Genomic DNA, 12,930 nt, shown 5'->3' on the forward strand with positions numbered 1-12,930 from the left:
GCCAGGTTGGCGTACACTTGGCCGCAAGTCTGTGAGGAACTTCCATGAGCGCTATAACCATTACCGACGCCGCCCATGATTACCTGGCTGATCTGCTTTCCAAGCAGAACACGCCTGGCATCGGCATTCGCATTTTCATCACCCAGCCGGGCACCCAGTACGCCGAGACGTGCATTGCCTATTGCAAGCCGGGCGAAGAGAAGCCTGACGACACCGCCGTGGGTCTGAAGAGCTTTACCGCCTACCTCGACGCCGTCAGCGTGCCGTTTCTGGAAGATGCGCTGGTCGATTACGCCACCGACCGTATGGGCGGCCAGCTGACCATCAAGGCGCCGAATGCCAAGGTGCCGATGGTCAATGAAGACAGCCCGATCAACGAGCGCATCAACTACTACCTGCAGACCGAGATCAACCCGGGGCTGGCCAGCCACGGTGGTCAGGTGAGCCTGGTGGATGTGGTTGACGACGGCATTGCCGTGCTGCAGTTCGGTGGCGGTTGCCAGGGCTGCGGCCAGGCCGACGTTACCCTGAAAGACGGTATCGAGCGCACCCTGCTCGAGCGTATTCCGGAACTCAAGGGCGTGCGTGACGTTACCGACCACACCCAGAAGGAAAACGCCTACTACTGATCCGGGGTCGTGGCGCACATCTAGCAACAATCTGTTACGGATTCAACCCCTGCGACAACAGGCCGCAGCCCGTGTTTAAAGGGCTGCAGGCCATCACCGCCTTCGTCGGGTAGAAGCCCTCGAGGTGTCATGCCAGAATGCCCCGGTTTTTCGGCCGGCCCGTCCCGAGGGTCGGCACCTTCCCTGTAAAGGATGGTTCCATGAATGATCTGTTGACCCGGCGCGCAGTTGTCGCTGGGATGGGCGTTCTCGGGCTCGGCCTGTTGGCGGGTTGCAACCCGGCACGGGGGCTTGAGTTCAAGTACGGCAAGAACATGAGCAACGAGATCCTCGGGCGCAAGTTCCGCCTGAAGGATACCAAGGGCAACGACGTCACCCTGTCCAGCTTCTACGGCAGCATGCCGATGATCTTCTTCGGTTTCACCCAATGCCCGGCGGTCTGCCCGATCACCTTGGCGCGGGCGGTGCAAATCAAGAACCTGCTCAAAGGCCGCGATCGCCAACTGTTCCAGGTGGTGTTCATCACCCTGGACCCGGAGCGCGACACCCCCGAAGTGCTCGACGCCTATGTCAAGGCCTTCGACCCGTCGTTCACCGCGCTGACTGGCACCCCGGAGGAAATCGCCGAGGTCGCCAAGGAGTTCAAGGTGTTCTACGAGAAGGTTCCGGCCGGTGACACCTATACCATCTCTCATTCTTCCACCAGCTACGTCTACGACACACGTGGCACCCTGCGCCTGAGCCTGGGCCATTCCCTGAACGCCAAGGAATGCGCCGAAGACCTGGTCACCCTGATGGAGATCTGCTGAATGTCGATGCAACCGATCAAACGCGGCCTGGCTGCCCTGGCACTGATGGGCCTGGCCCTGCCGGCCCTGGCCCAGACCACAGTGAGTGATGCCTGGGTTCGTGCCAGCGTGCCGCACCAGCAGTCCACCGGTGCCTTCATGACCTTGACCGCCAGCAGCGACAGCAAGCTGGTGAGCGTGGCTTCGCCCGTGGCCAAGACCGTGCAGGTGCACGAGATGACCATGAATGGCGACGTGATGGGCATGCGTGAGGTGAAGGCTGTCGAGTTGCCAGCCGGCAAGGCCGTGACCCTGGACCCCAATGGCCTGCATGTAATGTTGATGGGCCTGAACAATCAGGTGAAGGAAGGCGAGAAAGTGCCACTGACCCTGACCATCGAGGATGCCAAGGGGGCCAAGGAAACCCTCGACGTGCAGGCCGAAGTGCGTCCGCTCAACGCCGAGGCTGGCGGTGGGCATGACCACATGCACATGAAGCACTGATAAGTTTGAACGGGGCGGCCTGTGGGAGCGGGCTTGCCCCGCGAACCGCTTAATCGCGTTGCCGCCTTCGCCTGCAAGCCCGCTCCCGCGCCGGTCTTTGGTTCAGTCAGCTGCGAAACTTGGGCAGCGGCCTGTCGAGTGTCAGCGACGTCAGAGTCTTTCGAACCTGGGCCTCATCGGCCTCCAGCGCCTTCAGGCTTGCGCGGATCTTGCCTGCGGCGGGCACATCGCCCTGCCGGTCGATCCAGTCGGCAATCTCCTTGCAGGCACTGTTCAGGCAGGCCTGGCGCTGGTTCATCAGCGACAGGAGGGTGGTGAGCTCTCTTTCGGACATGGCAGGATCCTCCATTCAGCCTTGTCAGTGTAGCAGAGGGTTGGTGGGCTTCTACTCCCCTGGCAAAACGCGCTGAGGTCGTGGCAAAGACTCGCTCTGGCAACGCTGTAAAAACTCGTTACTTATAAACGGCATGTTTATCGTTGCTGGTGGTTCAGTGCGTACGCGATGAAGCACGGCATTTGATATGCCTGAATAAAAGCGCTCTGCTGCGCTGTTTGGCAGTTGGGGCAGCATCTGCATTCAAAAGCCTACTGACTGTAGGAGTATTCCTAGGTTCAGAACTGCACGTGTGGCGCGACTTGCTGTTGTTACAACTTACAAGTTGAGCACGATCCTGAATGAGCCTTAGATTGTTGTTGCCCGAGCCAAGCACAGGCAAATTCAAACAATGCCGCCACGTCAGTCAAATTACACAAGCAGATCAGCGCACGCTTCACAGCTGTATTCGCCCCACACATTCAAGGGGTACATACCGTTCGTAATTCGGATGGCTCGGCCTCGCTAGGGGTATTCGTGTTTGACTGAAAACGCAAAATCACCCTCGGGCCCGAACAGCAAGTTCATTCATGTCGATATGGATTCCTACTTCGTCGCCGTCGAGTTGCTGGATGCGCCGTGGCTGCGCGAACGGCCAGTTGCCGTGGGCGGCAGAGCGATGGACCGCGGGGTGATCAGCACATCCAACTACATAGCCAGGCAGTTTGGTGTCAGAAGTGGGATGGCAACCGCAACTGCGCAGCGGCTATGCCCGGAGTTGGTGCTGTTACCGGTGCGATTCGAACGCTATGAAGCGGTGACACGCCGGCTGGACAGCATCTTTCGCCGTTATGACCCGAATGTTGAGTTTCTCTCGCTGGACGAGGCCACACTGGATGTTACAGGGCAGGTGCATTGCAACGGCTCGGCGACGCTGATGGCGAGTCGGATCCGCAATACAATCGAACAGGAGCTGAAGTTGACGGCTTCGGCAGGTATCGCACCTTTGAAGTATCTGGCGAAAATGGCTTCGGAAGTGAACAAACCCAATGGCCAGTGTGTTGTGGCGCCGAATCAGGTGCAGTCCTTTCTTGCGAACATGGACGTTCGCAAGATTCCCGGGGTAGGGCCCAAGACCTGGGCTGTGCTGCAGGCCATGGGCTGCAGCACTTGTGCTGATGTCACTGACGAAATGATCCCGGCACTGCTGCGCCAGCTTGGGGCGCACGGCTTCTATGTATGGGAGCGTTGTCGGGGCCAGGAGGGCTACGAAGGGAAGCCTGGGAGTGTCCAGTCACTGGGTGTCGAGCATACGCTGCCCAGCGACTGCACTGACTTTGCCTGCTGTGCCAGGCAACTGGATGAATTGCTGGCGACCTTAGCTGGACGCCTGAACGCGCTTGGCAGCGTGCCCCGCATAGTCAGGAACCAGGTCAAACTCAAGTTTTCCGATTTTTCCATTGCCAGCGCCGAGGCACCTGCCTTGGCGTTGGAGCCGAACGTCATTCAAGGCCTGTGCCGTATGCTTTGGAACACCAAACGGCAAGGGCGGGCAGTGCGACTGGTCGGTATTGCCGTCAGGATTCGACGAAATCATTCGGACCTCTTGCAACTGGAGTTGGCCCTGTGAAGAGTGGGCCAGGCACGACCGAATGGACGCATGCCTGCCGATACGCCCCCGGTGTCACCCCATAGGCTTGCTTGAACTGCCGGCTCAAATGGCTCTGGTCTGCAAAACCCAGGTCGAACGCCACCTCCGAAGCGGCCAGGCCGCTCTTCAGCATTTCCCGGGCGCGGGCCAGGCGCCGCTGCTTCAGCCAGGCGTGCGGCGGCAGGCCGGTGGCCTGGCGAAACACCCGGGCGAAGTGGAATGGCGACAGGTTGACTGCCGCCGCCAGCGCTTCGAGCGAGGGCGGGTCGGCCAATTGGCTTTCCAGCAGTTCACGGGCACGGGCCACGGCGAGGGGCTCATGGCCAGGCGCCGACGGCTCGGCGCATTGCCCATGACGTTGCACCAAGGCCAGCACGGCCTGGCGCCAAGCCGTTTGCTGCTCCAGGGCGCTCGCGCCGGACTCCGACAACTGGTGCAACTGGCTGAAAGCAACCGCCAGCGTGGGGTCCTGAATCACGCTGTCCTTGAAATGCGGCATGCCATGCCGACTCAGCTCCAGTTCATCCAGCACCCCGGTAACCCGCTCGTGCTCAGGATAGAAACCGCGATAACGCCAGCCCGCTTCATGGGCCGTGGCGCCGGTATGCAGTTCGTCGGGGTTGATCAGCACCATGCTGCCCACCGGTGCCAGGTGCTCGCTGCCGCGGTGCCAGAAGCGCTGGGCGCCAGACTCGATCACGGTGAAGACGAAGCCCTCGTGCACATGCGGGGCGAAGCGCTGCTGAAAGTAGCGCGCATGCAGCATCTCGACATCGCCCAGAGCCGGCGCCTGCCACAGATGGGTTTGTTCGCGCAGGGGCGTGCTCATGCCAGCCAGCTGCGCAGCAGGAAGAAGATCAACATGCTCACCAGCATGCTCAGCAATACACTGCGGGTCAACAGCACCAGTGCCACGGCTACCCCAGCGCCCAGCAGGTAAGGGTTGAGCAGGCTCAGGTCCAGTTGGTGGCCCGGCAGGAAAATGATCGGCCCGCAGATGGCGGTGAGCATGCCAGGTACCGCGAATCCGAGGAACTGGCGTGCATTGGAACTCAGGCGTAACGGCAGGCGCGGTTCAAGGAAGGCGTAGCGGTTGAGGAACACCACGGCGCCCATGGCGAAGATCAGCAGCCAGGTCATGCACGGCCTCCAGAGCATTTCTGACAGATGAAACCGGCCGCCATGCCGAGCAGGCCGGCCGCCACCAGCGCGGTTTCCCAGTGCCAGTAGCTGAACAGAACCGAGCAAAACAGCGACACCGCGACGCACACCACCGTGGGGAGGGTGCGCACCAAGGGCGCGATCAGTGCAACGAAGGTGGCGACAATGGAAAAGTCCAGGCCCAACTGGTCGAGGTGCGGAATGTTCTGGCCTAGCACGATGCCAGCCAGGGTAAACAGGTTCCAGGCTACGTAGAACGTAAGGCCGACGCCTAGGGCGTACCAGCGATTGAACTGCTGTTGGTCATGGTGGCTGGTGAGGGCAAAGAACTCGTCGGTCAGCAGAAACCCCAGGCCGAGCCGCCAGCGCAAGGGCTGCCTGGACAGCAACGGGCGCATGGACAAGCCGTAAAGCAGGTGCTGCGAAGTCAGCAGCAGTGTGGTCAGCAGGATCGACAGCAGGTTGGCGCCGCCTTTAAGCATGCCGATGGCCACCAACTGCGCGGCGCCCGCGAAGACGATGGCCGAGAGCCCCTGGCCCTCCCAGGCGCTGAGGTTGGCCTCGATGGCCATGGACCCCGCCAGCAGGCCCCAAGGGGCGACCGCCAGGGATAACGGCAAAATGGCGATGGCGCCGTGAAGGAAGGCTTGGCGGGCAATGGGTGTGCGGCTTGGCATGAGCGGGCTAACACTGTTGTTCGGTAGACCAGCATGCCAGAGCGTGAGGGTGGCTGGCTTGAACGATCTTGCTGGTTTGCTGCCCGCCGACCCCGGTGCCGGTTAGCGTTGGCTGGTCAACCGCTGCTGCGCGGCCGCACAACCATTGATTTCCACGGCCTTTTGCAACAGGTCTCGGCGATGCTGCGGGTCAAGGTCGCCCAGAAGCCGATACACCTCGGCCTGATAGTCGCGCTGGCGTCCCCACTGCATTTCCAGCCCTTGTGGCTGGCTACGGCTGCAGGACAGCCGAGCGGCGGGTTGCGGGTAGTAGGAAGCATACAGCGTGGCCATGCTCGGGATCGCTTCGAGCGCTTCGCGGTAGGCGGGGCTGGCGTTATAGGGCTGGCACCAGGTGGCGATTGCCGTCGCCGGTGGGGCAAAGCCCTGGTTGAGGCTCGACTCCAGCAACGGGCAGGCGGCATCGGCGATTTGCGCTGCCGGCAGGTAGGTCGTGTAGTACAGCGCCAAGCGGTATTGGGCAACAGGGTGGCCGAGCTCGACCGACTTCTTCAGAAGCGCCACCGCCGTCGGCAACGTGCGGGCCAGCGCCTGGCCCTGGCGATTGAGTTCTGGGTCGCCACCAATGGCCGTGCGCAGGGTGCTGGCACTGTCGTCCTGATTGTCAGCTTGTTCCAGCAGTGGCAATGCCTGGCGGTAGAGCAGGTCGGCATGTGGGTCGATGCGCACGTCAAGTGCGTGGGCGGCGAAGGGAAGCAGGCTGAGCAGCAGCGCAGGCACGCGAACGGGGCGGCTCACAGGCAGGCCTCGCAGGTGCAACAGCCACGCAAGGCAAACAGGTACTGATGGACGGCTTGGGTGTTCATGACAAGTACACGTACGCCTCTGGCGAATCGGAACGACAGCCTATTCTAGCCAAGCGAGCGGTCTGACCGAAAGGCCGTTGCAGCATTGTCAGACCAGCTTGATCGGTGTGACCTTGCGCTGGGCATGTTTTTCCTGGGCAAGGCCAAGCTTGGCGGTGATTACCTTGGCCAAGGCATTGTTACCCAGGTCGTTGAGGTGCAAGCGGTCGATGAACAGATCGGCGCCGAACACCGGGGAGCTGCTGAGCATGCTGTTCATGTCGTAGCACGGCACCGGGTCTGCCTGGCTCTTGATGCGCCGAAAGAAGGCCATGTGCAATTGGCTGTCGAAGGTGCCTTGCAGCAGGCGGTCGAAGTTTGCCGGTTGCAGTTGCAGTGCAGCGAGCATCGCTTGTTCGCCGGCTGGCAGGTTTTCGCGGCACCAGGGCAGCAAGGGCTGCAGGATGAAGGTCAGTGTGGCGTGGCTGTCCGCCAGCATGCGCTCCCACTGGCGCAAACTGCGGCCAATGGTGTCGGCCGCACGTGCCAGGCGTTTTTCCGGGGCCGACAGCGGCCAGGCAGGCGCTACCTCCTGACGCCTGGGGGCCAACGCCTTGCCCAGGCGGTCCCAGAGCGATTCGCGGCGTTGCGGGGCGATCGGTCCCATGCCTTCGTTGAAACTGTTGAGGTAGTCCTGATAAGCCTTGGCGTGCTGTGGGCCCTGCGGGCTGGTCAGGACCTCGCCAAGTGCTTCATGGGCCAAGGTATTCAGGCCGCTGAGTACCACCACGTGGCCGACCTCGCCAAAGCGGTGCTGATGCGTCAGGAATAGCAGGAGCTCCTGGCTGGCATTGAGGCCGCAGCCAGCCAGGCTCAGCCACACTTCGCCCGTCAGCATCGACAAGTGCGAGGCCACTGTGTGCTCATCGCAACTGGCACCGATGCCCAGCGCGGTCGAGCCGCCAACCAGCAGGTTGACACGCCCGCTACCGCCGCGCTCGGCTGCCGAAAAACGCTTGCCGGCGCAATGGCTGTAGCGCAGGCCGAGGGCGTCGGTATTGATGGTGCCGGAGCGGTAGCCACTCTCGTGCACATGCAGGGTGTGGGGCGCGCGGCGGTTGCCCAGTTGCAGGAAGCGCTGGTAGTCCTGTTGCAGCGGCGAAGGGTGGCCCTGGACGTGTGCGGCGGTGTCATTCGATGTCATGGGCGCTCCCGTTGCGTCTGGCCTGGCCTCAGCCCGCCAGCTCCTTGATGTTGTAGGCCAGGCCGCCCACGGCGATCAGCAGCAGGGCAACCCCGGAGGCCAGGGAAATCATGCGGTTGCTGCGGTGCGAGGCAATTTTGCCGATGGCGAAGATGTACAGGCTGAGCACGGCGAAATCGATGGCCACCCAGAGCAGCGACAAGACCACCATGCTTTTGCCGAACGACTCGGTGATCTGGATGAACTGCGGGAAGAAGGCGATGAAGAAGATGATGTCCTTGGGGTTGGAAATACCCACCATGAAGCCTTGCCACAGCCCCCCGCGGCCGGCCTTCGGCGCCTGCTCCACATCCTGCGCGGCAGGCGCCTGCAGGCATTCGCGCAAGGTCCCCACGGCGATGTAGCCGATGAACAGGCAACCGAGCAGGCTCATGCCGCTGAGCCAGGCCTTGTCGATGGCCGCGCTGGTCAGGATGACCCAGGCGGCGGCGCCGATCAGCACCAACGATGCCCAGTTGGTGCCGACGGCAGTGAACATGGCCTTGCGCGACCCGGAGGCCGCGGCGGTGTTGACGATCAGGGCGACCACCGGGCCGGGCGTGGCAATCAGTAGCAGGACGGTGAGGGCGTAGGTTGCAGTCAGGGCGGTATTCACGGTCAGTTCTCGATCAGTGTGTCGGGTGTTGCGTTGGTGTGGGCATGGAAGGGGCAGCGCGATGGGTTCAGCGAGCCTGCTTCCTGCAGTTGGTACTGCTTCCATTCGAAGTTGTCTTGCTCGCCGAAGAACCCCAGGCTGTCGGGCATGACGCCGTCGTTGTAGTGGCGCACGCGATCGCGGATGCGCGCACGAATGCGCTTGCCACTTTCGGTGCCGGCGTTGGCGACCTCGTCGAAGTTCTCCCGCGGGTTGATGACGAAGGTGATGTGGTTGCCCAGGTTGCGGCTCTTCATCATCTGGTGGCCAGGGAAGTTCATGTTGATGAACAACGGCATGCCGGCGTAGCAGAATGACCAGCCGCTGTCGTCGGGGTCGGTGGGTATCGCTTGCGGCCAGGGCTGCGGGTCGCGGGCATGTACGCCGCGCAGCACCTTCCAGGCCAGCGCCTGCTGGTCGGCGAGGCTGCTGTCGGCATGGGTCTCGAGGAACACCACCAACGGGCTGCCGATGCGCTGCTTGACGGGCACCGTGGCGATGGTACGTACGTAGTCCGCCAGCCCTTGGGCGATGTCGTCGGCCAGTTGCTCGGCCCGGGCGAAGAGAATGTGGCAGGATTGGCCGGCCACCGCCTTGCGCCCGAACAGGCATGGGAAGTCGGGGTTGGCAAGAATCCCACGAAAGTGTTCTATGGTTTTGTGCGTCCAGTGTTGCGTGTTCCGGACATGTTCAGCGGCCAGCTCTAGCGCATCCAGGCGATAGCAGTTTCCATAACCCGTAAACATGATTTCCCCAGGCGTTTAGTTAAGTGGAAGTTCAACTCATATGCAGGCAGGTTCAGGTGTTTATCTTTGTTATTTACCTGCATTTTCTGAGACGTACTTAACGTTGTAAAACGCGTGGAACTATGACCTACTATTAGTCTTACTCATGCTTCGGAGGCGCCATGTCGGAACGGATTCAGGCTTTGCACGCGTTGCGTGCCTTCGAGGTGGCCTCGCGTTACGGCTCGTTCACCCGCGCGGCCGAGGAACTGGCACTGACCCAAGGTGCAGTCAGCCATCACATCAAGACCCTGGAAGCCATGTTTGGCTGTGACCTGTTCGAACGTCGCGGCCCCAAACTGAGCTTGACCGAACACGGGCGTTTGCTGGCCCAGGAGCTGAAGGTCGGCTTCAAGATCATCGAGAACGCCTGCGCGCTGTTGCGTCAGGACCGTTACGGGCTGCGTCTGAAGGCGCCTTCGACGCTCACGGTGCGCTGGCTCCTGCGGGCCCTGGACGCCTTCAAGAAGATCGACGACAGCTGCAGCGTGCAGCTGTCGAGCGTGTGGATGGACATTGACTCGGTGGATTTCTATTCCGAGCCCTACGATTGCGCGATCCTGCTGGCTAACGGCCGCTTCCCCGCTGATGTCGAGAGTTTCAAGTTGTTCGATGAATGGCTGATCCCGGTGTGCCACCCGGATTACATGCAGCATGAGCCTGCGCAACTGGGCGACCTGCGCCAGTGCGAGTTCCTCCATCCGTCACCGGACCGGCGCGATTGGCGGCGCTGGCTGGCGCGCATGGATGCGCTGGACATCAGCATCGACCAAGGGCAGGTGTTCGATACCCTTGACCAAGGTATCTCGGCGGCGCAGCAGGGCCTGGGCATTTCGGTAGTCGACCTGGTGCTGGCCAGCACCGACCTGGCGGCCGGGCGCCTTAGCACACCATTCAAACATGCGGTGGCCACCGGTGACGGTTACTACATGACCTGGCTCAAGGCCAGCCCCAAGGCACGACAGATGCACAAGCTGCGTGATTTTCTGGTCGGCCAGGTGCCACCGCTGACCTACAAGGACATCCACTACCTGTACGGTTGACCCCCCCCACAGGCACCGCTGTGAGGGGTAGAATTGCCCCATTCGACAGATCGGTGGCATCGAGGACATCGCAGTGGAGTTGCAGCAGGGCTTTGTCCTGACCCGGCATTGGCATGACACGCCCGAAGGGACGTGCGTAGAGTTCTGGCTGGCCACCGATCAGGGGCCGCGACTTGTGCGCCTGGCACCCCAGGCGTCGGTGGCGTTCATCCCGCAGGCCCAGGCCGAACATGCCCGGCTGTTGCTGGCGGGCGATGTGGGCGTCGAGCTCAGGCCCCTGCAACTGCGTGATTTTGACCAGCGGCCTGTCGCAGGGATGTACTGTCGCCAGCATCGGCACCTGCTGCAGGTGGAGCAGCGCCTGCGCGCTGCCGGCATCGATGTGCTGGAAGCCGATATCCGTCCACCCGAGCGGTACCTGATGGAGCGCTTCATCACGGCGGCGGTGCAGTTCACCGGCCGGCCTGACGCCCAGGGAGTGCTGTGCGATGCCCAGCTCAAACCTGCGCAGGGCTATCGCCCGCCGTTGAGGTTGGTATCGCTGGATATCGAAACCAGCGAGCGCGGTGAGCTCTACAGCATTGCCCTGGAGGGCTGCGGCCAACGCCAGGTGTATATGCTGGGGCCCAGCAATGGCCAGGCGGGTGACCTGGATTTCGACCTGCAATACTGCGACGACCGCGCCATGCTGCTGGTCTGCCTCAACCAATGGCTGGCCAAGCATGACCCGGACGCCATCATTGGTTGGAACCTTGTGCAGTTCGACCTGCGCCTGTTGCATGAGCATGCCAGGCAGTTGCAGGTGCCGCTGGCATTAGGGCGCAATGGCGCGGTCATGACCGTACGCAGCCACGCCAACCGTGGTCATGTATTCGCCGATGCGCCAGGCAGGCTGCTGATCGATGGCATCGAGGCGTTGCGCTCTGCCACCTGGAGCTTCCCCTCCTTCAGCCTGGAGAACGTCGCCCAGACCTTGTTGGGGGAGGGCAAGGCGATCGATACGCCCTACCAGCGCATGGACGAGATCAACCGCATGTTCGCCCAGGACAAGCCTTCGCTTGCACGTTACAACCTCAAGGACTGTGAGTTGGTGACGCGTATTTTCGCCCACACCCGGCTGCTGGAGTTCCTGCTCGAGCGTGCGTCTGTGACCGGGCTGGCGGTGGACCGCAGCGGCGGCTCGGTGGCTGCGTTCTGCCATCTGTACATTCCGCACATGCACCGCCTGGGTTATGTGGCGCCGAACCTGGGCAGCCGCCCCGGTGACGCCAGCCCCGGCGGCTTTGTCATGGACTCGCGCCCGGGGCTGTATGACTCGGTACTGGTGCTGGACTACAAAAGCCTGTACCCCTCGATCATCCGTACCTTCCTGATTGACCCAGTTGGCCTGGTCGAGGGTTTGCGCCAGCCGGACGACAGCCTTTCGGTGGAGGGCTTTCGCGGCGGGCGGTTTTCACGCAGCCAGCACTGCCTGCCGGCGATCGTCGAGCGTGTATGGCAGGGCAGGGAAGCGGCCAAGCGAGAGGGTAATGCACCGCTGTCGCAGGCACTGAAGATCATCATGAATGCGTTCTACGGTGTGCTCGGCTCGAGCGGCTGTCGCTTCTTCGACCCGCGTCTGGCTTCCTCGATCACCCTGCGCGGCCACCAGATCATGCGCCAGACCCGCGCGCTGATCGAGGCACGGGGTTTTGATGTGATCTACGGCGATACCGACTCCACGTTCGTCTGGCTCAAGGGGGCGCACAGCGAAGAGGCGGCGGCCAGCATCGGCCGCGAGCTGGTCGCTGAAGTCAACCAGTGGTGGCGCCAGCACCTGCGCCAGACCCTGGGGCTGGAATGCGCCCTGGAGTTGCAGTTCGAAACCCATTACCGACGCTTCCTGATGCCGACCATTCGCGGTGCCGATGAGGGCAGCAAGAAACGCTACGCAGGCTTGGTGCAACGTGCGGATGGGTCTGAGGATGTCGTGTACAAAGGCCTGGAGTCGGTGCGTACCGATTGGTCGCCATTGGCCCGGGACTTCCAGCAAGCCCTGTACGGGCGGATCTTTCGCGGCCAACCCTATCGCGATTACCTGCGCACCTTCGTACAGCAGACCCTGGCCGGTGAGCAGGATCAATTGCTGATCTACCGCAAGCGCCTGCGCCGCCCGTTGGCCGATTACCAACGCAATGTCCCACCCCATGTGCGCGCGGCACGCCTGGCCGACGAGTACAACGTCCGCCTGGGGCGTGCCCGGCAATACCAGAATGGCGGCTGGATCAGCTACATCATCACCACGGCAGGCCCTGAACCGCTGGAAAACCTGCAATCGCCGATCGACTACGAGCACTACATCAGCCGCCAGCTGCAACCGGTGGCTGATGCCATCCTGCCCTTCGTCGGTGATGATTTCGCAGCGCTGACGGACCGCCAATTGCTGTTGTTCTAGGCCAGCTCGCAGCTTGCTTGCCTCCAGTGGCTTTGGACTATGCTCAGACAAGGATGTGGGCTGTCTGCGTCAGGGCTGCAAGCCTGTTTGGCTGCGCTGGAAACCGCAAGTTACTTTTCCTGGGCCCTCTGTCGCGCGAAGTGGTTTAGGCTCCAGGTCGGATTTTTCTCCGTGATCTGTAGTCATTGGTTTATCGAGACAA

Annotated in this window: 14 protein-coding genes; 6 read left to right on the forward strand and 8 right to left on the reverse strand. The window is 62.0% G+C overall.

The window, feature by feature from the left end:
• Window positions 1–44 precede the first annotated feature (44 nt).
• From nfuA to APH34_RS13335, 3 genes are all read left to right on the forward strand, one after another.
• The gene (gene nfuA, locus APH34_RS13325) at window positions 45–629 is read left to right on the forward strand and encodes a Fe-S biogenesis protein NfuA (RefSeq protein ID WP_054901497.1); all 585 of its coding nucleotides are present in this window, start codon (window positions 45–47) and stop codon (window positions 627–629) included.
• A gap of 200 nt (window positions 630–829) precedes the next feature.
• A complete protein-coding gene (locus APH34_RS13330; RefSeq protein WP_054901498.1) occupies window positions 830–1,438 on the forward strand; it encodes an SCO family protein in 609 nt (202 codons plus the stop codon).
• Window positions 1,439–1,921, forward strand: a complete 483-nt coding sequence (locus tag APH34_RS13335; protein ID WP_054901499.1) for a copper chaperone PCu(A)C — start codon at window positions 1,439–1,441, stop codon at window positions 1,919–1,921.
• A gap of 106 nt (window positions 1,922–2,027) precedes the next feature.
• On the opposite strand, the gene APH34_RS13340 is transcribed toward APH34_RS13335, so the two are convergent.
• The gene (locus APH34_RS13340) at window positions 2,028–2,255 is read right to left on the reverse strand and encodes a hypothetical protein (protein WP_024717704.1); all 228 of its coding nucleotides are present in this window, start codon (window positions 2,253–2,255) and stop codon (window positions 2,028–2,030) included.
• A gap of 520 nt (window positions 2,256–2,775) precedes the next feature.
• Between APH34_RS13340 and dinB the strand changes: the two genes are divergently transcribed.
• Complete coding sequence (dinB, locus tag APH34_RS13345; protein ID WP_256215634.1) at window positions 2,776–3,864, forward strand: DNA polymerase IV; 1,089 nt, start codon at window positions 2,776–2,778, stop codon at window positions 3,862–3,864.
• Here dinB and APH34_RS13350 read toward each other — a convergent pair.
• From APH34_RS13350 to APH34_RS13380, 7 genes are all read right to left on the reverse strand, one after another.
• Window positions 3,812–4,714, reverse strand: a complete 903-nt coding sequence (locus APH34_RS13350; RefSeq protein ID WP_054901501.1) for an AraC family transcriptional regulator — start codon at window positions 4,712–4,714, stop codon at window positions 3,812–3,814. The genes dinB and APH34_RS13350 overlap by 53 nt on opposite strands.
• Complete coding sequence (locus APH34_RS13355; RefSeq protein WP_054901502.1) at window positions 4,711–5,025, reverse strand: AzlD domain-containing protein; 315 nt, start codon at window positions 5,023–5,025, stop codon at window positions 4,711–4,713. Before APH34_RS13355 ends, APH34_RS13350 begins: the two co-directional genes overlap by 4 nt.
• Complete coding sequence (locus tag APH34_RS13360) at window positions 5,022–5,723, reverse strand: AzlC family ABC transporter permease (protein WP_054901503.1); 702 nt, start codon at window positions 5,721–5,723, stop codon at window positions 5,022–5,024. The genes APH34_RS13355 and APH34_RS13360 overlap by 4 nt, the downstream gene beginning before the upstream one ends.
• Window positions 5,724–5,825: 102 nt before the next feature.
• On the reverse strand, window positions 5,826–6,521 hold the full coding sequence (locus APH34_RS13365; protein WP_054901612.1) for a hypothetical protein: 696 nt from the start codon (window positions 6,519–6,521) through the stop codon (window positions 5,826–5,828).
• A 156-nt stretch (window positions 6,522–6,677) separates the two neighbouring features.
• Entirely contained in the window at window positions 6,678–7,772 is a 1,095-nt protein-coding gene (locus tag APH34_RS13370) for a hypothetical protein (RefSeq protein WP_054901504.1), read from the reverse strand.
• Window positions 7,773–7,800: 28 nt separating this feature from the next.
• A complete protein-coding gene (locus APH34_RS13375) occupies window positions 7,801–8,427 on the reverse strand; it encodes a LysE family translocator (protein ID WP_054901505.1) in 627 nt (208 codons plus the stop codon).
• Between the two features lie 2 nt (window positions 8,428–8,429).
• Window positions 8,430–9,212, reverse strand: coding sequence for a YqcI/YcgG family protein (locus APH34_RS13380; RefSeq protein WP_054901506.1), 783 nt, complete (start codon window positions 9,210–9,212; stop codon window positions 8,430–8,432).
• A 161-nt stretch (window positions 9,213–9,373) separates the two neighbouring features.
• Between APH34_RS13380 and APH34_RS13385 the strand changes: the two genes are divergently transcribed.
• Window positions 9,374–10,294 (forward strand): LysR substrate-binding domain-containing protein, encoded by a 921-nt coding sequence (locus APH34_RS13385; protein WP_054901507.1) that lies wholly within the window; start codon window positions 9,374–9,376, stop codon window positions 10,292–10,294.
• 73 nt (window positions 10,295–10,367) lie between these two features.
• Window positions 10,368–12,728, forward strand: coding sequence for a DNA polymerase II (locus APH34_RS13390; protein ID WP_054901508.1), 2,361 nt, complete (start codon window positions 10,368–10,370; stop codon window positions 12,726–12,728).
• Window positions 12,729–12,930: the final 202 nt, after the last annotated feature.

The sequence above is a fragment of the Pseudomonas sp. NBRC 111131 genome (genome assembly GCF_001320525.1).
Lineage (GTDB): Bacteria > Pseudomonadota > Gammaproteobacteria > Pseudomonadales > Pseudomonadaceae > Aquipseudomonas > Aquipseudomonas ceruminis.

Excerpts from the sequence above, each read along its gene's own strand:
- nfuA (WP_054901497.1), top strand. The coding sequence starts at position 45 with ATGAGCGCTATAACCATTACCGACGCCGCCCATGATTACCTGGCTGAT.
- APH34_RS13330 (WP_054901498.1), top strand. The coding sequence starts at position 830 with ATGAATGATCTGTTGACCCGGCGCGCAGTTGTCGCTGGGATGGGCGTT.
- APH34_RS13335 (WP_054901499.1), top strand. The coding sequence starts at position 1,439 with ATGTCGATGCAACCGATCAAACGCGGCCTGGCTGCCCTGGCACTGATG.
- APH34_RS13340 (WP_024717704.1), bottom strand. The coding sequence starts at position 2,255 with ATGTCCGAAAGAGAGCTCACCACCCTCCTGTCGCTGATGAACCAGCGC.
- APH34_RS13350 (WP_054901501.1), bottom strand. The coding sequence starts at position 4,714 with ATGAGCACGCCCCTGCGCGAACAAACCCATCTGTGGCAGGCGCCGGCT.
- APH34_RS13355 (WP_054901502.1), bottom strand. The coding sequence starts at position 5,025 with ATGACCTGGCTGCTGATCTTCGCCATGGGCGCCGTGGTGTTCCTCAAC.
- APH34_RS13360 (WP_054901503.1), bottom strand. The coding sequence starts at position 5,723 with ATGCCAAGCCGCACACCCATTGCCCGCCAAGCCTTCCTTCACGGCGCC.
- APH34_RS13370 (WP_054901504.1), bottom strand. The coding sequence starts at position 7,772 with ATGACATCGAATGACACCGCCGCACACGTCCAGGGCCACCCTTCGCCG.
- APH34_RS13380 (WP_054901506.1), bottom strand. The coding sequence starts at position 9,212 with ATGTTTACGGGTTATGGAAACTGCTATCGCCTGGATGCGCTAGAGCTG.
- APH34_RS13385 (WP_054901507.1), top strand. The coding sequence starts at position 9,374 with ATGTCGGAACGGATTCAGGCTTTGCACGCGTTGCGTGCCTTCGAGGTG.